General features: G+C 48.0%; 15 protein-coding genes. 4 read left to right on the forward strand and 11 right to left on the reverse strand.

From position 1 onward, the window contains the following. Positions 1-100 precede the first annotated feature (100 nt). The 9 genes from BM202_RS13080 to BM202_RS13120 form a co-directional block, all read right to left on the reverse strand. The gene (locus BM202_RS13080) at positions 101-1,780 is read right to left on the reverse strand and encodes a RagB/SusD family nutrient uptake outer membrane protein (RefSeq protein ID WP_093826691.1); all 1,680 of its coding nucleotides are present in this window, start codon (positions 1,778-1,780) and stop codon (positions 101-103) included. Positions 1,781-1,801: 21 nt separating this feature from the next. Next, positions 1,802-5,086 carry a SusC/RagA family TonB-linked outer membrane protein gene (locus tag BM202_RS13085; protein WP_093826693.1) on the reverse strand — a complete coding sequence of 1,095 codons (3,285 nt, stop codon included), beginning with the start codon at positions 5,084-5,086 and terminating at the stop codon, positions 1,802-1,804. A 472-nt stretch (positions 5,087-5,558) separates the two neighbouring features. Then, on the reverse strand, positions 5,559-7,205 hold the full coding sequence (locus BM202_RS13090) for a RagB/SusD family nutrient uptake outer membrane protein (protein ID WP_093826695.1): 1,647 nt from the start codon (positions 7,203-7,205) through the stop codon (positions 5,559-5,561). Between the two features lie 70 nt (positions 7,206-7,275). Beyond that, entirely contained in the window at positions 7,276-10,506 is a 3,231-nt protein-coding gene (locus BM202_RS13095) for a SusC/RagA family TonB-linked outer membrane protein (RefSeq protein WP_093826697.1), read from the reverse strand. Positions 10,507-10,990: 484 nt separating this feature from the next. Beyond that, the gene (locus BM202_RS13100; protein ID WP_093826699.1) at positions 10,991-11,770 is read right to left on the reverse strand and encodes a patatin-like phospholipase family protein; all 780 of its coding nucleotides are present in this window, start codon (positions 11,768-11,770) and stop codon (positions 10,991-10,993) included. Between the two features lie 71 nt (positions 11,771-11,841). Then, entirely contained in the window at positions 11,842-12,678 is an 837-nt protein-coding gene (locus BM202_RS13105) for an MBL fold metallo-hydrolase (RefSeq protein ID WP_093826701.1), read from the reverse strand. A gap of 237 nt (positions 12,679-12,915) precedes the next feature. Continuing rightward, the gene (locus BM202_RS13110) at positions 12,916-13,683 is read right to left on the reverse strand and encodes a hypothetical protein (RefSeq protein WP_093826703.1); all 768 of its coding nucleotides are present in this window, start codon (positions 13,681-13,683) and stop codon (positions 12,916-12,918) included. A gap of 82 nt (positions 13,684-13,765) precedes the next feature. Beyond that, the gene (locus BM202_RS13115; protein ID WP_093826705.1) at positions 13,766-14,377 is read right to left on the reverse strand and encodes a hypothetical protein; all 612 of its coding nucleotides are present in this window, start codon (positions 14,375-14,377) and stop codon (positions 13,766-13,768) included. Between the two features lie 181 nt (positions 14,378-14,558). Continuing rightward, positions 14,559-16,169 carry a 7TM diverse intracellular signaling domain-containing protein gene (locus BM202_RS13120; RefSeq protein WP_177236576.1) on the reverse strand — a complete coding sequence of 537 codons (1,611 nt, stop codon included), beginning with the start codon at positions 16,167-16,169 and terminating at the stop codon, positions 14,559-14,561. Between the two features lie 185 nt (positions 16,170-16,354). Between BM202_RS13120 and BM202_RS13125 the strand changes: the two genes are divergently transcribed. The 4 genes from BM202_RS13125 to BM202_RS13140 all read left to right on the forward strand — a co-directional run bounded on the left by BM202_RS13125 (position 16,355) and on the right by BM202_RS13140 (position 19,671). After that, positions 16,355-17,092, forward strand: coding sequence for a cytochrome b/b6 domain-containing protein (locus BM202_RS13125; protein WP_093826708.1), 738 nt, complete (start codon positions 16,355-16,357; stop codon positions 17,090-17,092). Next, on the forward strand, positions 17,089-17,889 hold the full coding sequence (locus tag BM202_RS13130; protein ID WP_093826710.1) for a molybdopterin-dependent oxidoreductase: 801 nt from the start codon (positions 17,089-17,091) through the stop codon (positions 17,887-17,889). Before BM202_RS13125 ends, BM202_RS13130 begins: the two co-directional genes overlap by 4 nt. Before the next feature lie 22 nt (positions 17,890-17,911). Then, positions 17,912-18,649: a DUF1223 domain-containing protein gene (locus BM202_RS13135; RefSeq protein ID WP_093826712.1), complete on the forward strand. Its 738-nt coding sequence runs from the start codon at positions 17,912-17,914 to the stop codon at positions 18,647-18,649. 65 nt (positions 18,650-18,714) lie between these two features. Next, complete coding sequence (locus tag BM202_RS13140) at positions 18,715-19,671, forward strand: alpha/beta fold hydrolase (protein ID WP_093826714.1); 957 nt, start codon at positions 18,715-18,717, stop codon at positions 19,669-19,671. Between the two features lie 15 nt (positions 19,672-19,686). On the opposite strand, the gene BM202_RS13145 is transcribed toward BM202_RS13140, so the two are convergent. Next, entirely contained in the window at positions 19,687-22,080 is a 2,394-nt protein-coding gene (locus BM202_RS13145) for an alpha-L-rhamnosidase-related protein (protein WP_093826716.1), read from the reverse strand. Positions 22,081-22,153: 73 nt separating this feature from the next. Beyond that, the gene (locus tag BM202_RS13150) at positions 22,154-23,068 is read right to left on the reverse strand and encodes a phospholipase A (protein WP_093826718.1); all 915 of its coding nucleotides are present in this window, start codon (positions 23,066-23,068) and stop codon (positions 22,154-22,156) included. Positions 23,069-23,179: the final 111 nt, after the last annotated feature.

Genomic DNA, 23,179 nt, shown 5'->3' on the forward strand with positions numbered 1-23,179 from the left:
GTTAAAACCAAAAGAGGCTCTCCGTTACTAACGGAGAGCCTCCTGACACAAAGCAGTAATCAGTATTTACTACGTCTGTTCTTTATGACATGATGGAATACTAAAAATTGGGATTTTTGGTAGCAACGCTGTTTGTCGCTGGATTTAATACCGATTCATCAGCGGGAACATCCCAGTAATCCAGGAAGTTATAGTTAACGGTAACGTTTTTATTGACGACACCCGCCGTTGTTACTACGGTATTGCCATAGCTTCCACCACCGTTGGCGATGTCATACGTCCAACCCCAGCGTCTGCTATCATAAAATGAGAGTCCGCGGCCGAAAAGAGCAACCCGTCTTTCTTTGGTCAGCTCCGTAAGGGCTTTGGCCAATGTCAAACCTGTTCCTTTAACGGCAGCCACTCCGGCTCCCTGAAAGGTTCTTACAGCGTCAACGTATCCCAGGCCAGTCTCTATGTTGTTCAGACGCATATTCGCTTCGGCCAGCATCAGCGCATTTTCTTCATAGCTACCCGCAATGAATAGCTCGTAGGCACCAACGTTCTTGCTTCCATACGTATATACGGCTCCACCACTCGCATTATCAACTAAACTATAGCGTGTTGTATAGTTGTAATTGTTTGTATAGGTGGTCTTCGTGTCAAAATTCGTTGACAGCCGTTTATCCCCCGTGTTAAAGTTTTGAATAAACCGTTCACTGATCTTAAACGTCGTAGCGGTATTAACACCCGTCGTCAGCGAACCAACCGTGCCGCCCGAAGCAGAAAAGAATGAATTTTGTGGAGTACTTCTTCCTGTAAAGACAAAATCATCCGCTTTGATGCCGTTTGTGACTAAGGTCAGGATGCTGTTCCAATCGGCAGTCGTTATAGGCGTTGTAGACGACTTGGTAATTGTGGCGTTGGGATTTCCATTCACGAACGGAGCCAGTTTATTCACCAGGATATTACGAGCCAGCATGGTATTGATGTTACGCTTCCACATATCTACGGTCAAAACACCACCATGACCTACCTGATTAGCGACCGGAATCAGTTGCGTCAACACGGCCTGATAGTCGCTGGCGCTGGTAATGCTCGTCAACGTAGTGGCAGCCTGATTAAAAAATGTATTAGATTGACTAATGATGGCATCATGCAGCACGTATTCGCTGCTGGCAACACCCGCCTTATCGAGAATAAGACCCGAATAATACATCGATCCGATAGAGGCATAGGCATATCCCTTCCACCAGTAACACCACGCTTTTATCGTATTGGCCCGGCTGGCAGCATCGCCCGAAAACTTGATACCATCCACAAGACTCAATACGTTATTGCACGCATTGTTCAGCGCATACATATTCAACCACTGATAATAGAGTGGGTTGTTGCTGGCTCCCGTTGAGGCACGACTATTATACGACCGAATGATCCCTATGGCAGGCGACGGATTTGTCAATTTAGTACCATCGTCTAAGATAATATAGTCCGGTACGCCTATGGTGGTGACCTGATTGTTCGATGCATCAGCACCCACTAAATCGGCCATAAGCTCACTGTACCCCCAAGGCAACGAAAAGTAACTGTTGCCCAGCCAGTTATCTCCATTCAAAAAGCCGTTGATATATACGCCCCCCTGCGCCAGTGAGATAAGGCCAGATTCTGTATTAACATTGGCGGTTACTGTAGGAGCGTTTGGGTTACCAACGTCCAACTGTTCTTTGCAGGAAACTGCGCTCACGAAAATTGCCGTGAAACAGATCGTGTAAAGAAATTTATTTGTCTTTATGAGTTTCATGTTGAAAGAAAGTTTTAAAAGTTAGAACCCGATATTCAGTCCAACCTGATACGACTTGGTGTTAGGCAGCGTGTTGTGATCTATACCTCTGTCGAAAGAGGAGTTAGACGCACCTGAACTGATTTCAGGATCAAACCCGGTATACTTGGTAACGGTCAGCAGATTCCGACCGGTAAGCACTAACTGGCAGCGATTAATATAGGGTAGTTTAACAACCTTACCCAGATCAAAAGCCAGCGAAATATTCCGTAACCGCAGGAAAGACGCATCTTCAACAAAGAAGTCTTTAGTTGCATTGTTTCCAGCACCACGGGTACTACCCCATAGTGCATAATAGGCACTCGCCCAATACGCGGTGTACGCACCTGTCTGTCCGTCGATTGTTACGGGTTTGGAGAAATCGCCGTGGATACCATCGCGGTACATCCATTCTTTCGTCTGATTGTATAAGTGACTTCCATATACCCAGTCGAACTGGAAATTTAATGTCAGGAAATCCTTGAAACTAAACGAGTTAATGAACGACGCATTGAACTTTGGATTGGGGTTAGCCAACGGATATTTTTCATCCGTAAACTGAATCGCCATCGTTGCCTTATCCACCACCCGTCCATCGACCATCGTATACTTCGAGGCATCACCTTCTGTAATGTACCGCGAACCATCCTGACGGGTAAAGGCCGTGCTCGTCATGGCCTTATACCCAAATACCTGACCAATTTGCTGACCGGCTGTCAATACCAGGGCAGCATCTCCTGCGCCTGACGTCAAGATAATGTCGGCACCGCCTGAAATAGCATCAATTTTGGAGATCTGATGACCAAAGTTGGTTGTGAAATCCCACTTCAGCCCTTTGGAATTAAAGACTGGCAACGTCAGCGAGAACTGAATTCCGTTTGACGACATGTCGATCGCATTGGTCAATTGGCCGGTTGAGCCAAGCGATGGTTGTACACTGACCGTGTAGATTACGTTTTCGCTCTTCCGCTTCCAGTACGTAAACGAACCGTTGATTGAGTTAAGCCAGTTGCCCTGACCAAGACCAATCGTAAAATCAGTACCGAGTTCAAGTTCTTTTGATACTTCCACCTTCAAATTCGCATTGTTGCTGGTAGTCGGTATCGTATAAACCAGGCCCGATCCAAGATTTTGCTGACCTAAAACAGGGTATCGGTCAAAAGCACCCGGCTGAATACCCGCTTCGCCATACGCCCCTCTCAACTTAAAGTATGACAATGTATTCGAAATGCCACTGTTCTTCATGAACGAAAACGGCGCAATATGGGCATCAAAGTGCGGGAACGTAAAGGGTGTAGAACCGGCACCAAACGCTGATGACCAGTCCGTTCGGAAACCGGCAGTAAGACCACCGTAATCGCCGAAATCAACTTTCTGGTTCACCAGGTACCCGTACGTAACGAATGGTTCCACATAATCGCCATTGTGCTTAGTGGTATTATCGTACGAGGCTACACCCTGCGATGACGTAGACGAGATATTGAAAGGCGGTGCCAGCCCTAACCCTAACCCATACGTATCATACTCTTCGTACTTCTTCTTACGATAATCGAATGATATCTGCGTGCTAGTCTGAATCGGCAATTTTATATGGAAGTCATTCTCAAAATCGGTCCGTATATAGGCAGTGGCCAGGAAGTTCTGGAACGTAGTGTTATACTGCCAGTTCGTGATTTCGCCCTTATTATCGGGAGCAAAGTATGATGACCAGGTGTCATAATACGTAGAATTGATATTTGCCGACTGGTTGAAATATGTCCATCGTGAGTTTTCCGTACGATAGTTGAGGCCATATTTAGCGTTCAATTCTAAAAATTTGTTGATACTGTAATTAGCATCAAAGTTTTGGATGACATCTATTTTATTGTCCAGGCCGCTGGTGTACTGCTGCTGATAAAATGGGTTCGCGGCATTCACACTCAAAAAGTCGGCTGTCTGGTAGCGGGGGTACGTTCCATCGGCCAGCTTTGCGGTCAAATCAAAGAATGGGGAGGTATTGAAAAAGCCGTATACGGAGCCAATGCTACCCAACGAGTTGCCTTTCCCGTAATCATAACCGCCCGGAGCGCCTAAGCCTGGATGAAGCGTATTTTTGGTGTAAACCAGTTGGGTGGTCGAACGTAGCGTAAACCCCTTAAACAGTTCCGTACCCAAATTGGCGGTCAGGTTGCTCCGGTCTATATAGCCATTTTTCATTACGCCACTAACCGTGTGGTTGTTGGCGGCAGAGATCGCAAAATCGCTTTTTTCCGACGCGCCCGAAATACTGATGCTATTGTTGGTTGTAGAACCGGTCTGAAATACTTGCTTAAACTGGTCATAGTATTTCAGATTAGCATTGTAGGGCGTATTCGAAACATTTCGGGTGTCCAATATGGCATAGCGCGTTGCTCCGCCGTATTTATAGGATATACCTTCAATGGAACCGTATTCATTATAAGTCAATGGTTTGCCCGACGGATCGATGAGGTTGTTGCTGGCATCCGTCAGGTAAGGATGAAGATCCGCTTTTCTGACGTTGCCACTGTTGATAAACTCGTTGGCCGAATAGCTGGTCGAGAAATTGACCGCTACGCGACCTTTTTTACCTTTTTTAGTAAAGACCTGAATAACGCCATTGGCGCCCTGCGCGCCATAAATAGAAGCAGAAGCTGCACCTTGGACCACTTCAACGCGCTCTACGTTGCTCAGGTCCAGCGAGTTAATATCAGTCGCAGCAATCTGAACACCATCCACCATGATCAGTGGCTTGGTACCGCCCTGCACCGTGTTGATCCCCCGAAGTACAATGTTTACCGGATCGCCAGGGTTACCACTGACCGATGAAATCTGGGCACCCGGTATTTTACCGATCAGTGCCTGGTCAATAGAGGCAGTTGGTGTCTGGGGCAGGTTTTTACCGGATACACTTTCAACCGCAATCCCTAACTTGGCTTTGCTTGTGGCGACCCCGCTACCCGTTACAACCACTTCCGTGAGCAGGCGGGAATCAGACACTAAACTTACATTCAGTTCAGACTGGTTGCCGATAGGAATCTCCTGAGTAGCTACTCCTACGAAGCTAAAAATCAATACGCTCCCTTTGGCTTGTGGCACTGAGATGTCAAAAATACCGCCCACGTCGGTCGTCGTACCCTTGGTTGTACCTTTCAATACAACCGAGACGCCCGGTAAAGGCGATCCGTCTTCTGCCGACGTAACCTTGCCGACAATTCTTCGATCCTGCGCCCACGCCGTGGACCAGAGTGAGCATATCAATAGCATACTCACTAGTAAAATTCTCTTCATAGCATATTTAGTGTTAGGCCAAAAAAACGAGTCTCTTTTAACAAATCTATAAAATGAAGAAAATCATTACAAATCTTTTGAATCAATTTAATACATCGATTCTAAATTTTAAGATCATTGTATTTTTCAATATATTATTTTGTCAATATGAATTTTGATTCTTCAAACAGGATTCATTAAAATTTATATAATTATGGCGTCCATCGACTACTTTTTAAGTATTTGTACGTGTTATTATTACTCAATCATGGACTGACCAAGTTTTTTTCGGAAGCAGGCAGATATACTGTACCGGCAAGGAATTTTAATGCCGTTTTAATATTTAAGTGGTCGAATAAGAAGCCATTAGAGGCTGTCTGACTTTATTATATCGTATACGTATTGACTTGGTCTCTTCAAACAAAAAGAGAGACTCCTCCATTACAGAAGAACCTCTCTTTGTATAATCACAATTTGGCTGACCCTACATTTATTACTTAGGGTTTTTCGTTGGCGCACTGCCCGAAGCGGCTGCGTTGTACACCAACTCATTATCAGGCACGTCCCAATAGTCCAGGAAGTTATATTCGATAGTACCATTCGTGCTTACCTTACCTGTTTTGTCGACGATAACTGCTCCTTTACGGCCGCCACCGCTGGCAATTGGGTCAATTATACCCCAACGACGGGCATCATAGAAGGCCAGACTCCGGAAAGCCAATCCTACCCGACGCTCCCGGCGCAGTTCCTCTTTTGCCTGCGCCAGCGTTAAACCAGTACCTGTAACGGCCGCCAAACCTGCGCCCTGCGCTGTCCGAACGGCGTCAATCGACTTCAAGCCATCCTCGATTTTACCCGTATTGATGAGCGCTTCCGCCTTCATCAACTCGTTTTCTTCGTAACTACCAGCCAGATACAACTCGGTACCGCCTGCTGTCCGGTCGCTGAGCACGATGGCACCAGCTACTTTTTTGCCACCGTCAACCAACTGCCAGCGCGTGTTAAAAGCCTGACCACGGCTACTTTCACCAATCCAGGGGGTAGCGCGTTGCGTAAAGTTATTTTCCAGCCGTTTGTCGCCCGTTTTGAAATCCTGAATCAGGCGTTCGCTGATTTTATACGTAGCGCCACCCGATGGATCACCTGTCGCTTTAGCAGCTACCGTACCCGTTAGCGGGGCCAGCATATCACCGCTGGCATTCGAACGACCCGTAAATACGTTATCAGTGGCCATAGTTCCGTCATTAACTAAAGTCAGCAATTGTGTCCACTGAGCAGCCGTCATAGCCGATGTTTTGGTGTTTACCAGCAAGTTACGGCCTTTGAGCGTATTTATACTGCGTTTCCACATAGCTGTAGTTGGTACGCCCCCTTTGCCAACCTGATTAAAGTTAGGAATGAGCAGGGTCATTACAGCCGTATAGTCGCTCGATGTACCGATAGTCGTTAGCAGTGCAGCCGCTTTATCGAGATTCGAATTAGATTCTTCGATAAGCTTTTCTTTTGCTACGTAATTTCCGTTAGTACCATTTGATGCATTGTTGATGATACCGGCATAATACATGGAGCCAATGTGCGCGTAGGCGAACCCTTTCCACCAGTAAGCCCAAGCCTGGATCGTCGCCTTTTTTGCGGCTGCATCACCTGTAAAAGCAACCTGCTCCGCTAATTCCAGTACTTTATTCATCTGGCTGTTCAGTGAATACATGTACCACCATTCGTGGAACAGCGGGTTGGCGCCCTGGTTGGCGTTAACGTTAATCTGACGAATCAGCGCAATTTGTGTATTAGGCGCATTTGGGTTCAATACCTTTGAACCGTCATCCAGAATGACATAATCAGGATTACCAATTTGATTACCAAACTGGTTGGCCGCTTCTTCACCGACTTCATCAGCCATAAGCGAATGGACGCCCATGGCACCAGACCAGAAATAGCCCGGAATACCGTCGTATAAATCGGATTTGATTTCCCGGACTCCATTTACATAAACACCACCCTGAGCAAGGTTAATAATACCCGACTGAGTATTGGCACTGGCAACGGTTGGCTGGTTCGGATTTTTCACATCCAGCTGCTCCTTACAGGACGTAGCAAAACCCAGCAGTAAGGTCGCTACTATTATTTGTATTTTTTTCATTGACGAATCCTTGAAGTTTAAAGTAATCGGCTGCCGCTATGTACCTAATAATCAGCAGCCAAAAACAAATTTAGAAACCGATGTTCAGGCTGGCCTGGTATGAACGCAGGTTAGGCATCGTGTTGTGGTCCGTTCCCCGATCCCAGGCCGAGTTACCAGTACCCGAACTGATTTCAGGATCATAGCCCGTATACTTGGTAGACGTCCAGAGATTACGGCCTGATAAAACCACCTGTGCCCGGCGTAGTACGGGTGCGTTCACCAGTTTGCTCAAGTCGAAGCCAATCTGCACATTACGCAGGCGGAGGAACGAAGCGTCTTCGTAGAAGTAGTCTTTCGTACCGTTAGCCGCGCGTTGTGCGTAAACACCGCGGTAAAAGGCCGTCCAGGCACCCGTTTGACCTTCGATGGTAAATGGATTGGCGTAGTCGGCATGAATACCATCGCGGTACATCCATTCTTTCGTTTGGTTATAGACGTGGCTACCATGAACCCAATCGATCTGGAACCCGAACGTCAGGAAGTTTTTGTAGGTAAAGTCATTGATGAACGACATGTTAAACTTCGGGTTCGGATCGCCAAAGCTGTATTTGTTGGCCGAGAAGAACGGCTGTTTGGTCGCTTTGTTAACCACAAATCCATTGCTGGCTACGGTGTAGAGCGATTGCTGATCCTGTGGGATGTAAAGACTCCCATTTACGTCTCTCGCATCGAGCTGATGAATACTTACGTAGCCATATAATTGCCCAATTTTTTCGCCAGCTCTCAGTACATAGTTGGTGCTCCCTGCATTCGACAGAACAACCACTTCGGCATTGTTCTTGACGGCCGTGATCTTCGATGTTTGCTTGCTAAAATTAGTGGTCAGATTCCATGAGAAATCTTTCGTACGAATAATAGACGCGTTCAACGATGCCTGGAAACCGTTCGAGGCCAGTGAGAAGGCATTATCTTTAACAGAGTTGATACCTGCCGAAGGAGCCCCATTCACGTCGAAAATAGCGTTATCGGTCGAACGATCCCAGTAACTAGCCGACAGGCGAATGCTGCTCAACCAATCAGAGCCTTTCAACGGAGTCAGGCCCAGATCAGCACCAATTTCTAGTTCTGACGACACCTCTACGTCCAGATTTGGATTTGGCTGGCTAGCTGGTGTATAGAATGAGTTGGCATTACCCAATGTCCGGGTGTTCAATACCTGATACCGGTCAAATGGTTTTGGCTGAATACCAGCCTTACCAAAAGCTGCTCTCAATTTTAACTCGGGGAAGATGTTGGCAAGTGCACTATTCTCCCAGAATTTAAGCGCCGAAGGCCGAAAATATCCATTAGCCCGTGGAAACGTAAACGGTTTGGAACCACTACCAAATGCCGACGAAAAGTCGGTTCGGAAACCGCCCGAAATTCCGGCCAGATCACCAAAATCAATCTGCTGATTCACTAAATAACCATAGGTAATAAACGGCTCCGTATAATCCCTGAAGGTTTTGAACGTAGACGCCTGAGCCGCCGTAAATGGCTCGTAGGAAGGCAACGACAAACCATAGGTATTGTATTCGCGGGATAGCCGGTTCCGATAATCAAAGGAAACCTGGGTTGACGTCGTAATCGGAACATTCAGTTTGAAATCCTTCTGAAAGTCGGTGGTAATGAATGCCGATGCCAGGAAGTTCTGATACGTTGTATTCAGGCTATAATTGTCAATTTCACCTGATGCATCCGTTGCATAGTTTCCCTGGTAGTTGCTTCCCTGGTAGTATTGTACATTCCGATTACTTACCTGATTCGGGTAAGTCGTAATGATCTCCTGGCGCGAGTAATTGATACCGTATTTAGCATCTAACATTAAGAATTGGTTGATTTTATAGTTCAGATTCAGGTTCTGAATGATATCAACTTTGTTATCCTTATTGTCCGTATAACGCTGCCAGTAGCTCGGGTTATTGTGGTTAACCCCTACCGCATCACCATAATAAATACCCGGATTGCCATCTGGATCAAGTGCAGAGAAATCAGCAAAAGGCCGGGCGTTATTCAACGCGTAAAGAATGTTACGGTCATTCGATTTGATGGTACTCTTGGTATAAATCAGCTGAGTCGTTGAGCGGAATGTCAATCCTTTTGCCAGTTCAAAACCTAAGTTTGTACCGATGTTGGTACGTTGGTAACCGCCGTTGTTGATGATGTTACTTTCCTGCCGGTTGTTCGACGCCGATATAGAGAAGTCAAATTTATCGCGACCGCCCGACATGGCAACACTGTTGTTATAGGTGTTTGAAGGCCGGAAAAAGTACGCATAGTGGTCCTGATATTTCAGGTTCGCCGTATACGGCTTGTCGGCTTTGTTATTGACGTCGAGCGGGTTATACTGAACGTTCTCGCTGTATACTAACGTATTTGGATCGAACGTCAATGGCTTGCCCGACGTACCAATAACGTTGTTTTGCGCATCGGTGATAAACCCATTAAACTGCGATTTAGCTACACCGCCTACGTTCAGGTATTCATTACGAGTTATGCTCGATGAGATATCGACGTTTAGTTTACCTGATTTACCTTTTTTGGTAAATACCTGAATGACACCATTAGCACCCTGCGCTCCATAGAGTGTAGCAGCAGCAGCACCCTGAACAACCTCAACGCGCTCGATGGTGTTCGGATCAATACTGCTCAATAAACTCGTTGGGTTACTGTTGAAGTTTCCGTTCGTGTCATACGTAGATGCATCGACCTGCACACCGTCAATTAACAGAATCGGAGCCGTTCCCCGGTTGATGGTGTTGATACCACGTAGTACAATGTTCACGGGAGCACCCGGTGTACCGTTGCCACTGGAGATTTGCGCACCAGCAATTTTACCGACCAGAGCCTGATCGATAGAAGCCGTTGGCGTTTGTGGGAGATTTTTGGATGACACCGACTCAACGGCGATCCCTAGTTTACGCTTGTCGGTAGCTACCCCAACCCCCGTGACAACCACTTCGGAAAGTTGACGTGAATCAGAGACTAAGCTCACGTTCATTTCAGATTCGTTCCCGATTCTGATTTCCTGTGTGGTTACTCCCACGAAGCTGAATACTAAAACGGCACCTTTGCTGGCTGTGGGTAGCGAGATGTCATAAATACCGCCAGCATCGGTGGTCGTGCCTTTGCTTGTACCTTTTACTACAACTGATACACCTGGCAGGGGTGATCCATCTTCTGCCGACGTGACTTTGCCGACAACTCTTCGTTCCTGCGCCCACGCCGTAGACCAGAGTGAGCATACCAATAGCATACTCACTAATAAAATTCTCTTCATACGTATAGTTATTGTTAGGTTAAGAAAACGAGTTTCTTTACAACAAAGCTATACAATGAAAAAGTCATTACAAAGTTTTTATTCTAAACCATATTAGTAGCCAAATATTTCTAAAATGAACGCATCTACCTAATAATATTCTGATTTATCCGAATTGCATTTTCTCATATAAATAGAATTATTTCAATTTAGCCCGTTTATCAAAATAATCTGTGCTTAAGTAGTTTATACTACCAGCGAATAAGTAATTCTTGTGTCCAGCCAATTCGCAAAATAATTCAAGTTTAGCTTGTCACTATGAATATACTTCTGTCATGTTCGCATAGTAGAAATACTCAACTACTGGCCACTCATCGGTATTATTTGGAACAAAGTCGTAATAGACCTATAGGAAAATGAAAGTCATTTTTCTATAGGTCTACCCTTCACAACAGAACGCCGGACCATGTGGCCCGGCGTTCTGCTTATTTAGCTTTACTACGTCTTATGATAGTTCCGGCACAGGTCGATTGAGTGCCTTGTCAATATCAGCGCTTAGGGAACGGGTATACTGATAACCGACACGGAACAGATCCCGCGCCTTGCTGATGTCTGTCGTGCTATATTGGGCCAGTTGAGGTGGTTCGATCAATACGTTGCATTTTGAAAACCGCTCTCTTGTTTTACTCTGCACAGCCAGTACCAGACTGCGCTCGATAACTCCCCGCATCGATCGAATGGGCTTGCGCGGTCCCAACACATTGCAATGCGAACCAATCAGGAAATCGACTTTATGAGCAATGACATCAACCGGCAGATTATTTAATACGCCCCCATCCACAAACTGACGTTTATTGATGAGCATGGGTTCGAAAATTCCGGGCAAACAACAGGAGGCCAGGACGGGGCGGATTAGCTCGCCCTTCTCAAAAACAACCAACTCGCCTTCATTTAGATCAACCGCGACAACGTGCAGCGGAATTTTCAACCCCTCAAATGTGTCGTGCGGGATAAATTTTTTATACAATTCAACAATCATGTCGAGTCGTAACAGACCCATACGATTCCAGGCAGGGCGAAGGTGACGCACAAACGACGACGATTCGATGATTTTCAAGCTCTCGTCGGGGGTGTATCCCTGGGCCAACAGCGCACCCGTAATGGCGCCGGCGCTGGTTCCAGCAATCTGGTCGAAGCTGATCCCCATTTCCTGCAAGGCTTTGATAACACCCAGGTGAGCAATGCCTCTGGCCCCGCCACCCGATAAAACTAAACCGATTTTCATTACGTGATTGATACGTTCGTTTGCACCTCAATAACGGTAAGGATAAGGATTTGGTTGTGTAGTCGACCAGGCTATAGAAACTCTACCAGTTTTCCTTTTTCCCTGATGCGTGGCCCTTTCTCAGTTATTTCGACGGTGGCCGCTTCCGTTACGGGATCGTGCTCGAAAACCAGAATCCAGTTTTCGTCGGCGGCTTTTGTTAAAATTCGGGCTTTCTCGTCCATTGTCAGCAAGGGACGAACATCATAACTCATAACATACGGCAAGGGCACATGCGCTGACGATGGGATCAAATCGGCCATATAAGCCACGGTCCGACCGTTGATTGTAAAAACGGGCAGGGTCATTTTTTCGGTATGTCCGTCTACATATAGCAAGTCAATTTCAGTAAATGGAAACGGACTCTCGGTCAGGAATTTCAACTGGCCGCTCTCCTGTAACGGTAGTATATTTTCCCGCAGAAACGACGCTTTTTCGCGTGAATTCGGGTTAATGGCCCAATTCCAGTGTGCCGGGTGCGTCCAATACGTAGCATTTGGAAAAACGGGCGCGAATCGATCATCGGTTCGTTTGACTGCTCCACCAACATGATCAAAGTGCAGATGAGTCAGCAATACGTGTGTTACGTCGGTTTCCGAATAGCCCGCTTTATGGATTGAATCGAGCAACGTAGCCTCACCGTGGAGATCATAATGGCCGAAAAATTTGGCATCCTGTTTCGTGCCGATACCCGTATCGACAACCAGTACGTTACCATCCGATTCATACAGCAGACAACGCATAGCCCAGGTGCATCGATTCTGCTCGTCAGCAGGATTAAGCTTCTGCCAAAGCGGTTTGGGCACAACGCCAAACATAGCCCCACCGTCGAGTTTGAAAAGGCCAGTGTCAAGGGTCTGGAGAGTCATACAAACGTTTTTCGGCAAGTTAGGCTTTTATAATATGCACCCAGAAGCCAATTTCCCTTAGTTGACCAGCGGTAAGCCTGATTTGCTTGTTCGAAAAGCACCAATTTCGATTTAAAAATGAGTCTATTAGCTATACACTATCAGCCCGGCAATAGATATGAAAACGACTACAGAGCGATACGTAGTGAGAAACATTTTACAGTAAAATCAACTGTTGGTATTCCTGACGTTATCTTATCAGAGTGTAAGTCCACTAAGCATGCTCTGTAAAAGAAGAATTGAAGCGCCAACGGCTCCGGCGGTTATAACAACGCCCAGGATAACCGTCCGACCCGGAGCCGAACGTTTCTCAACAGCATACATGGCGTCAGGCTTGCCTTTTTGCAATGACCCATACACTTTTGTGAGCTGGCCGATTCGCACCACCTCAACTTTATCGACCCAAAAAGAATGCTCAATTTGGTGAGCATCGGTCATTGTCTTATCAAATGAATAGGTCAACGATTGCCCAACCCGTAGCGGAGAATTTTCCATCGTGTAGGCGAAAACCTTCTCTTTGGTTTTGGCATGCACGATGGCGTCTTTGATCGGGAAGTCAGCAATGGCAACGTAGGTCTTTGGAGGAATTTCAGTCAGGCGATTGGCACGGGCGGTTGTCCGGTACGGCTCCGCACGCATATTTTGATAGAAATAACGAACAGTATCGGTCGGAGCTTTTCCAGGAAGTGTGGCAAGCTGGCTGTAGGCAGTTTTGTTGCCGTTACGTTCGAAAAAGCTCTTCGTCCAGTCGATGTATAGAGGTTGGTCTGTTTTATTGAACAGCAGAAAACGCATCCGGCCGCCCGCTTCCCACAGGTTATACACCGCCCTAAGGTGATCGTTTTCAACAGTAAAGTCCTTTTCAATCAGCTTTACCTGTTCCGATTTTACGGACGCTACGTGATAAATCGAGTTCGTGCAGCTTAGCAACAGCCCAAGTGACAAAAGTGATAGAAGTTTTTTCATGATACTGCTTTGGTTAAGAAGAAAATATGTAGAGGATGGGGTTATTGAAGACGCTCATTACGGAGCAATCAAATAAATTCCATTATCTGTAAAGCGCAGCCTGTTTCGCCTGCTCGACAATGGTGAACTTCTGAAGTCGCTTTCGCGCGTCAACCGCTATGAGTTTCTCCCCAGCTTCGATACGTTTAGTCATAACGGCCCCTGTTGCCATACCCAAAAAGGGCATCGACGCACTAATACCGATTACGTAGAGTTCTTTTTTCGACGGAAAATCAATGAATCCTTTCGGCTTGTTATCTCTTTCGTTGAACACAACCGTGATGGCTGCCCCCGCAGCTGCCCCAATTAAAAACCCTTTGAGAAGGCTATTCTTTCGGTGTGCTGTTAGCCTCCTTATGTCGCGATACCGATACGTCCGTATTGGCAAACCCTGACCGAGCGAATCCATTGACGACAGTGTTCCGGCAGGCTGGTTCATTACTTTTTTTAAGCTGGCATGTACTTCTTTCGTCGGCAACAGGAGAATTGTAGAATCGGTCAGGTCGTACAGAATACCAACTTCCTCTCGTGCCTGCGTGCCTAGCCTAACCTTTACTACGTATTGTTTAGGAGAAAAATACGGTGGTTGGCCTTGTGCTATGTTGAAAAGGCTCATCCAACCAATTATGAATACGAAAGCGCGTAAGTTTTTCATACGTATAAGCCGTTAAGATATCAGGCTAAATTGGCAGCTAGCTTTGGGGAGACCCAGCGTCAGTTGCCCAGCGGAGGGTTTGAGTTGAGCAACGGCGGCTTTTTACGGATGACAGCAACAGCAAAAGCCCGGATTTGACCCAGGCTTTTGCGTTGCTCACCGACTTCTGATAGAATCTATTTCACTCCTCTCCCATCAGCCGCTTCATCAGGTCGGGTTTCGAGCGCCGGGAAACGTCAACGGTAGACCCATCATCGAGAACGACCTGACCTCCTTCGCCACGGAGGTACTTTACGACGTGGTTCAAATTGACGATGTGCGACTTATGCGTGCGAAAAAAGGATTCGCCTTCCGTGCATAAGTGCTCGAAGTCAGCCAGTCCCCGCGAGGCAAGTACGGTTTTCTGATTAGAAAGATAAATGGTTGTATAGCTGCCAGCGGCTTCCAGTTGGGTAATGTCGCCAATCGGGAAAAGCAACATACCGTCCAGCGTCGGAATGGCAATCTTGCGAATCCGATCCCGATCTTCCTTCATGCTACGTAGCAGACTCCGCATATCGTCGGGTATGGGCTCCTGGCGATGTTCATACTGAAGTTTCTCTTCCAGTAGTTTATTAGTACGGGCCAAGAGTTCTTCATTTTCACCGGCACGTTGCAGCGCTAGTTGTTGAGCGCTCTGGTATTCAGTCTGATATGTTTGCAACCGATCGGCCAACGCCAACGTGAGCAGTGTTGCTTCGCAGGCGGCCCCAATCTGATACCCATACACAACCCAAACGTGGGTAAATGCCAAGATATCGAGTAACCCCAGCACACTGGTCATGGCCCCTGCAATGTAAAAACTCCATGCAAGCAGGTAATATCGGGCCGGTCGATACCCTTGCCGGTATGTCCGAATACCCAATACCAATAAGGACACAAATCCCAGCAAGGTTAGGCCGTAGAAGGTCCGTTCTAAACCCGGCACATCGAGTAAACGTAGTATCGTTGTCAGGACAACCAAGCTTAACAAGCCAATGAAATAGCGGTAAAAGCGGGGTAAGAACTCACGGGTTCGCAGAAAATTCATTGAAAACCAAACGGCAGCTCCAAACGTCATAGCGGTAACCAGCAGATACAGTCGCCCATTGTTGAGCGCTGGCGCCGATCGCCAGAGCAGGTCATACAGCAAGCCTTCAAATGACAAAAACGTAAGGCATGACAACGTTATATAGGCGGCATATAGCAGATAAACCTGATCCCGAACGAGGCCATACACAAACAGATTAATGACGACCATCACCAGCATCAGTCCCATCACGGCCCCGTTGAACAGCGACTCTTTCTGGAGATGGCTAACAATAGGCTGCTCCGTTGACAGCAATACGGAAAAGTGAAGAATATTATCGTCCCGAAGGGCCAAGAAGGCAGTCCGTGGGCGCTGACCCAACGGCAGCACTATGGTGTTGGTCAGGAAATAGCGATTCTCGAAAGGGCGCAGTACACCCGATTGCTGCTGGGTGACCGCGCCCGTTTCGCTCACTACGTATAGGTCAACGTAATCAACGTCCTGGGTCATGAACAACAGAAAGAGCGGGTCGGGTAATGTATTTTCCAGGCGAAATTTCAGCCAGATACGTGAATTTGTATGGCCAAAATTCAGTTTTTCCTGCTGGCTGGGTCGAAATTTCGAATCAGGATAAGACGCGATGTCAGCAAACGTCAACTGGAGAGTTGGATCATCAAGAATAAATGCCTTCGGCCCAAGCTCAACGAGTTCACTCGCCTGGGGATGTGCCACTGGCTGAGCCATGAGTGGCAGCGCGCTGACGATTAGGAATAGTATTATCTTCAAGCGAACCATGTCTTCCCGGCATTAAACGGCGAGTCAAATCTAACATTTCTAGAACAAATCGATAGTTGGCAATCTAACGCCCGAAATTATTCGTTATATCGTAAGTACAACACCATCAAACACGTAACTACCTATTTCTGACTATGAAACGTATCGTCCACAAACATCCGCTGGCAATCAGGTGGTTTCACTGGATCAACTTCCCGGTTCTGTTCGTTATGATCTGGAGCGGCCTGCTGATCTACTGGGCTTACGATCCGTATAAAATCACGATCGGCAGCTATACGCTTGTGTCGTTTTTCCCTGATGGCTTCTATAAATTCCTGAACGTACCGCGTCGACTAGCCGAGGGCATGGCCTGGCACTGGGTGTTCATGTGGTTGTTTATGCTGAATGGCCTGCTGTACGTTGGTTATACGTTTATTTCGGGCGAGTGGCGTCATTTGGTGCCGAATAAAAACTCGTTTCGTGAGGCCGTTCAGGTTACGCTTTTCGACCTGGGCCTTCGCAAAACACAACCGCCGTTTGTCAAGTACAACGGCGCCCAAAAGATTGCCTATTTTTCCATTATGCTCATGGGCGTTGGATCGGTGCTGACGGGCTTTGCCATTTATAAACCAACCCAGTTTTCGTGGCTCACGAATTTGCTCGGAGGTTACACAGCCGCCCGGCTGGAGCACTTTATTTTGACGCTCGGCTATGTACTGTTTTTCTTTGTTCATGTCGGGCAGGTAATTCGCGCGGGCTGGCAGAACTTCCAGTCGATGATAACGGGTTTTGAAATTGTTAAACCCAACGACCCAAAAAGGCCGATTATGGATAAACCCGTAATTCCAGAAACTGATCCAGTTGTAACACCTGTAAAACCCGCTTTGTCATGAGTCAGTCAAAAGAGCCAAATCTGCAAGAAAGCGACATTCCTGAGTCGGTTGCCCGTCGGCGAATGATCAAGTCATTTGGCTGGTTCGCGCTGGCAGCGGCTGTGCCTTTTGGCGTGTATGAATGGGTTACGCATAGTCCCGGTGCTCAGGGCATTAGACGGCCGCTCCGGAAGATACTGGATGCCAACGAGCAAGTTGCGCGCACCTATTTTAGCGACACTCATCTGGTGCCAACGTTCTCGGTAGAAGCAGCCGCGAAACAAGCGCGCGTTAACGGTTACGATGGCATCAAAACACCCATCCCCGAAGATTGGACACTGCAAATCGACCGGCCCAACACCGAGTCGCTGGCGCTAACGATCGACGAGGTAAAGACGTTGCCCAAACACGAAATCGTGTATGAGTTCAAGTGCATTGAGGGCTGGAGCCAAGTGCAGCATTGGGGTGGTGTACGCCTGTCCGATTTTATGGAAAAATACAAACTCGGCACCCGTAGTGGCAACGCACCTAATCCCGGTAATACGGACGATCTGTTTAAATACGTCGGTATGGAAACGCCCGACAAAGGATACTACGTTGGCATTGATATGGAAAGCGCCATGCATCCGCAAACGTTGCTGGCCTATGAACTGAACGGCCAACCCATTACGGCTCCGCACGGTGCACCACTACGCCTGATCATTCCCGTGAAATACGGCGTCAAAAATCTCAAGCGTATTGGCCGGATTTTCTTCGCGGATGAGCGTCCGCGTGATTTCTGGGCTGAACGCGGTTACGATTACTACGTAGGCTTATAAACAACTCAGTAGCAACAAATCCATGAACTACGTCATCCTGCTCCTGACAGCCGTTGGCATGGCTCTCTCCTTGCCGCCCAAAAACTCCGTCAAGCCAGCCACACGGCCCGTTGTCGTGCTGGAATTATTCACCTCGCAAGGATGCTCCAGTTGCCCACCCGCCGACAAAGCGGTTCAGGAGTTGACCCAACAAGCCGCCCGCTCTGGCCAGGCCGTTTATAGTTTGTCGTTTCACGTCGATTACTGGAACCGACTGGGTTGGCAAGACCCATTCAGCAACAAACTTTTCACCGACCGCCAACGGCAGTATGATCGCGCGCTAAATACACAAACCTACACTCCTCAACTAGTTATCAATGGACGGCAGGACATAGTGGGTGGGCAACGGGGACGTATCGAGCAAGCCATCCAAACGATTCAGAAACAGCCCGTTTCGGCCTTTGTGGGGGTTGATGGCAGCGTTATCCGTGATGATAAGCAAATAATAGTCAAGTATGAGCTGTCAGCTGCGGGGCCATACCGTCTGAACGTAGCACTAGTGCAAAAAGAAGCCCGAACCGCTGTACGCAACGGTGAAAACGGTGGCCGAACGCTAATTAATTCGAACGTGGTGCGGCAATTCAAAACCATCGACAAATCAGGAACATCGGGCAATGCTGTTCTCCCGTTGCCCATCGGCCTGACTGCCGATCAGACAGCGGTATTGGTATACGTCCAGCGCACGGATAACGGGCAGGTCGTAGGCGCAAAACAGTTGTAAGAATAACACGGTTTAGCTTTTACGTTCAGCGATGTTTTTGCTACGTACTATCGTGTTGATTCTTTATGACATTTCGTTTTTCGCTACTATTGCTCGTCTTACTCAATACATTCTCTGCTTTTGCGCAGGATGTAGCCTACCCGCATCCGGTAAAGTACATTATGGTACATCAGGAGCGAAAGACGATGCGAATGGCGTATATGGACGTAGCGTCAACTGGCAAGTCAAACGGCAAAAGTGTCATTCTTTTCCACGGCAAAAACTTCAATGGTGCGTACTGGCGGGATGTAATTGCATTTTTGAGCAAAGCTGGTTACAGAGTCATTGTGCCCGATCAGATTGGTTGGGGCAAATCCGACTATCCGGATTTACACTACAGCTTTCATGCACTGGCGGCTACGAATAAACGCCTGCTCGACTCACTGAAAATCAGCAAAGTAATCGTTATAGCCCACTCAATGGGCGGCATGCTGGCAACGCGTTTTACGTTGCTTTATCCAAACATAGTAAGCCAGTTGATTCTCGAAAATCCAATTGGTCTGGAAGATTACCGCACCTTCGTCCCGTACGCCCCAATTGATAGCCTGTATAAGTCAGAAGCATCGGCTACGTATGAATCTTACAAGAAGTATCAACAGAGTTACTACCCGCAGTGGAAACCCGAATACGAAGCGTGGGTGCGGGCACAAGCGGCAGCCCTGAACGATCCCCGATTCAAGCAAATTGCCTGGGTCAATGCACTAACGTACCAGATGATTTATGAGCAACCCGTCTGTTATGAGTTCAGGAACATCAACGTCCCGACGCTGCTCATCATTGGTCAGGCCGACCGCACGATTGTCGGCAAAGCCCGCGTTCCAAAAGCTATCATCAATGAGCATGGGCAATATCCTGAACTAGGGAAACGTATACAGCAACAAATCCCCGGCAGTCGATTAGTAGAACTGCCGGGTGTTGGCCACATCCCGCATGTGCAGTCACTGGAAGCTTACACCAAAGCCGTTGTGGGATTTTTGAAGTGATACGTTCATTACCCGCTACAAACTCACGGCCTGCTTCCCTCCTTTCAAAACCATCGTTTTACCCTTCCAACGTAACGTACCGGTTAGGTTCGTCGGGAGCGTTACGTTCCCGGTTAGACCACCCGTTGGCGTTTTCTGGAACTGCACAGCAATCTCGCCCAACGGGTGCGGCATCTTTCCGTCCACCGTTTTCAAATCGCCCAGAAACGGCTCGATACGTACCGCCCGAAAACCCGGCTCCCCCGGTCGAATGCCACAGGTTGTGGACAGAAATTCGTACAAGGGCGAAGCACTCCAGGCATGACAATCGGAACGGGTGGGTTCGGGGTTTTCGGCGAAGGTGGTCAGTCCCATAGCCAGCATATCACGCCAGGGTTTTAATTGAGCAATAAATTGATCACCCAAACCCGTTTTTTTGAGGGCTTCGAACAGATAAAATTTGAAGTAGAAGGTCGCCTGCGTCAATGACGTATCAGCCATTGTTTTCTGAACCAAAGCTGCTTGCTGGGCAGCAGGCACCGCATCGGTTAGTACGGCCAGAATGTTCGCGTGTTGACTAAACGAGTTCTTGTCCGGCGTGTCGGCGAAAAGACCGCGTCCGGCATCATAGCACTGGGCGAAGACGGCTTTGTTCAACCGTCGGCCCAGATCGCGGTAGTATTCAGCTCGTTCGTTCTGGCCGTAATGCGCGAAGAGGTCCCCCGCGCGGAAGTATGTGTATGCCTGTTGCAGCGACAGAATACTCGAACCACCTTTCCGCGCTCCTGCCGGAACACCCCCGGCCGTTTCGTCTTTCGCGTTTTTCCAGGCCGACCAGTCCACAAAGTTCCACCATTCCAGCGGTCCGTTCAGACCAGTCTTGGCGATACGTTGCTCATGCCAGCTTAGTACACTCTGGATACCAGGCAACATCGACTTCACAAAGGTGTCGTCCTGCCGATGCATCCAGTAGTCGTGAATCATACATACCCAGAACAGTGAAAACGTCGGAATCACCTGAAAATCAGCCGATGGATACCGGCTTTGCGTCAGTCCTTCGTTGAAACGGCTGTGGTCATAGTCCATAATGGCTTTGCGCATCAGCCGATCATCACCCGTTACGTAGAGCGAAATCATGGACTGTATGCGCGTGTCGCCGGTGTATTGTAATTGTTCGTAGTAAGGGCAATCGTAATACGTCTCCCCCGCACAGAGTCGGGCCGTTCGCCAGCCGACATTCCAGATGGCTTTCAGCGTTGTATCGCCCGGTGTGGATGTACTCGCAGTAAAATTCGCCTTCTGCTCGAACGGGTAGGCCGTAAATTGACCAACCAGATCATTTAACTCAATCGGCTCTCCCTTCGTTTCAACAGTCAGTTGCAGATACCGATACGTACGGAACCAGAGTGGCCGAAAGGTTCTTTTGGGGTTACCATCGGCTATGAATTGATCTTCAAAACCCAGCAAGGTCCTGCCTTCCACCTCATTACGGTTACCTTTTTTGTTTTTGGCATCCACCAGTGCTTCGGCATAGCCTAAGGTGATAACGGTCCCTTTTCCCCGGCTGACGGTCAATTCGGGATAGGCATTTGTCAAGTAACTCTGATCGAGCAGAAACACAGCTTTTGTGTTAGCGGGCACTGTCACCGACGATTTACCTTGTAGGAACGTATCATCCATTTTACCGTTTTCGCTACGTCGAACGGTTGTCAACCGGAGGGTATTTTCTTCCATCATCGGAATCGTACGTGGCACCAATCCCCAGTTCCCATCGGTCCCCAGGCCCCGCGGCTTAGTCGGAAAACCCAGAGGTTTAGCCGCTACCCAAGCTTTATCGTCGAAGTTCGGTTGCTCCCAGCCCCAGGGGTATTGAGCGGCATCGACCCGATCGCCATCCCCCGCCACGATGTAGGTCCTGAGTTTAGGAATGTCGTTTTTAATGGGCGAATAAGCAGGATTCTGGAAAATTTTCCACGTAGCATCGGTATTCGCCATCTTCTCCGCATCGGTATCTCCCTGTAGCACAAAGCCAAGCTGATAACTCATCTGCGCAAAAGGGGCGCCCTCACCCATATACCACACCTGCGCGGCCAGTACATTACGTCCTGCTTGCAAATAGGGCGCAAGATCGAGGGTTTCGTAATTCCAGTTTTGCGTATCGCTGCGGGCGGGTCCCATCGCCACCGATTTTCCGTTGACAAACAATCGATACCGGTTATCGGCTGAAACATGAACAATAAATCGGGCAGGCTTCTGCGGTAATTCAATGGCCTTCCGGAAATGAAAAATACCGTACTGTCGCGATGGAGCCGTTGGGTGCAGAATCCAGCGGGCCGTCCAGTATTGGTTCGTCCAGTTAGGCGTAGGATTTTGCGAAAAAACGCCGGTAGCATTCAGCAGAAGCAGCGCAAAGAGGTATGTACGAAACATAATAGATACGAAATGAAGCGTGCAAGATAACAACTTCGCTGCATTTGAAATTCGAAGCGATGTTGTATTCCTGTTATAGCCAGTCAACAAGCGAAACGGCCAGCCCGATAGTCGTTTGTTTGTGGTTATAGTCGATGAGCGTTTCGCCATAGCCATGCAGAATCTGAAGATCACCCCGCAAATTGCCTGTTACCGGAAACGTCCAGTCGAATTGAACCTGACCCCTGCTTTTATCACCCCAACGTAGCGAATGACTAGCCAGTGCCGAGAAAAGGTGCCGACCAGTCCGGTAAATAACCGTAGCATCGGCCCGGCCGATATAGTCTGCTACCGCCGGATTTTCATCGTCAGTATCGGGAAGCCGCATCCAGGGACGTAGTAAAACAACCCATTTCCCTCGCTCAAAACCGGCTTGCAGAACGACCCGATTCCAGCTTCGCGAGAGCGGTAGCGCCCGGCCGTTGGACTGGTGGTTAAGCGCAATGCCCAGCATCCGGGTTTTAAAGCCCAGCAGTGGGAAATCTGTAGCAAAATTTAAGATGATCTCCGGCTCGTAGTTGGTTTCCCGGAAGGGGCGCGAGAACGTAGTGTTATACACCTGCCAGTGCGACTTTTGCGTATAGGCAACCCACAAATCACCCTGCTTACCAAAAATACCCTGGAAAACTTTGACCTTCATACTGAACTGAAAGCGAGCTTCGTAGCGGCCCAGATCGATAAAAAAGGGATACGTATAATTCGGATTTTCACTGACGGGATGTTCGTTGGGATCACTTGACCAGCGCCCGGCCGTGACATACACCGGCTTATAAGGTGTAATCAAAAACGTACCTTTTCGGGTAGCAGAATCAAGTTCCCATCGGTCAGACAAGGAACGAAATACCCGTTTCTTATCAAACAACGGCTCTTTATCGGCCTGAGCATGCAGGATAACGGGACAACTACCAATAAATGTTACGACAAGGCATAGTAAACGTTTGAGGCCCATGAGTTACGATTGATTAAGGCTTATGACCAAAGTTTACCGGTTTTTGTCGATTATCAAGCAGCTTTATGAGCAAGCTGCCCGTGTTGGTTGACAGTTGCTTTACTTATTTAT

The organism is Spirosoma endophyticum (assembly GCF_900112365.1).
GTDB classification, from domain to species: Bacteria; Bacteroidota; Bacteroidia; order Cytophagales; family Spirosomataceae; genus Spirosoma; species Spirosoma endophyticum.

What these genes read in the sequence shown, in the direction of transcription:
- BM202_RS13080 (WP_093826691.1), bottom strand. Translation starts at nt 1,780, where the DNA reads ATGAAACTCATAAAGACAAATAAATTTCTTTACACGATCTGTTTCACG.
- BM202_RS13085 (WP_093826693.1), bottom strand. Translation starts at nt 5,086, where the DNA reads ATGAAGAGAATTTTACTAGTGAGTATGCTATTGATATGCTCACTCTGG.
- BM202_RS13090 (WP_093826695.1), bottom strand. Translation starts at nt 7,205, where the DNA reads ATGAAAAAAATACAAATAATAGTAGCGACCTTACTGCTGGGTTTTGCT.
- BM202_RS13095 (WP_093826697.1), bottom strand. Translation starts at nt 10,506, where the DNA reads ATGAAGAGAATTTTATTAGTGAGTATGCTATTGGTATGCTCACTCTGG.
- BM202_RS13100 (WP_093826699.1), bottom strand. Translation starts at nt 11,770, where the DNA reads ATGAAAATCGGTTTAGTTTTATCGGGTGGCGGGGCCAGAGGCATTGCT.
- BM202_RS13105 (WP_093826701.1), bottom strand. Translation starts at nt 12,678, where the DNA reads ATGACTCTCCAGACCCTTGACACTGGCCTTTTCAAACTCGACGGTGGG.
- BM202_RS13110 (WP_093826703.1), bottom strand. Translation starts at nt 13,683, where the DNA reads ATGAAAAAACTTCTATCACTTTTGTCACTTGGGCTGTTGCTAAGCTGC.
- BM202_RS13115 (WP_093826705.1), bottom strand. Translation starts at nt 14,377, where the DNA reads ATGAAAAACTTACGCGCTTTCGTATTCATAATTGGTTGGATGAGCCTT.
- BM202_RS13120 (WP_177236576.1), bottom strand. Translation starts at nt 16,169, where the DNA reads ATGGCTCAGCCAGTGGCACATCCCCAGGCGAGTGAACTCGTTGAGCTT.
- BM202_RS13125 (WP_093826708.1), top strand. Translation starts at nt 16,355, where the DNA reads ATGAAACGTATCGTCCACAAACATCCGCTGGCAATCAGGTGGTTTCAC.
- BM202_RS13130 (WP_093826710.1), top strand. Translation starts at nt 17,089, where the DNA reads ATGAGTCAGTCAAAAGAGCCAAATCTGCAAGAAAGCGACATTCCTGAG.
- BM202_RS13135 (WP_093826712.1), top strand. Translation starts at nt 17,912, where the DNA reads ATGAACTACGTCATCCTGCTCCTGACAGCCGTTGGCATGGCTCTCTCC.
- BM202_RS13140 (WP_093826714.1), top strand. Translation starts at nt 18,715, where the DNA reads ATGACATTTCGTTTTTCGCTACTATTGCTCGTCTTACTCAATACATTC.
- BM202_RS13145 (WP_093826716.1), bottom strand. Translation starts at nt 22,080, where the DNA reads ATGTTTCGTACATACCTCTTTGCGCTGCTTCTGCTGAATGCTACCGGC.
- BM202_RS13150 (WP_093826718.1), bottom strand. Translation starts at nt 23,068, where the DNA reads ATGGGCCTCAAACGTTTACTATGCCTTGTCGTAACATTTATTGGTAGT.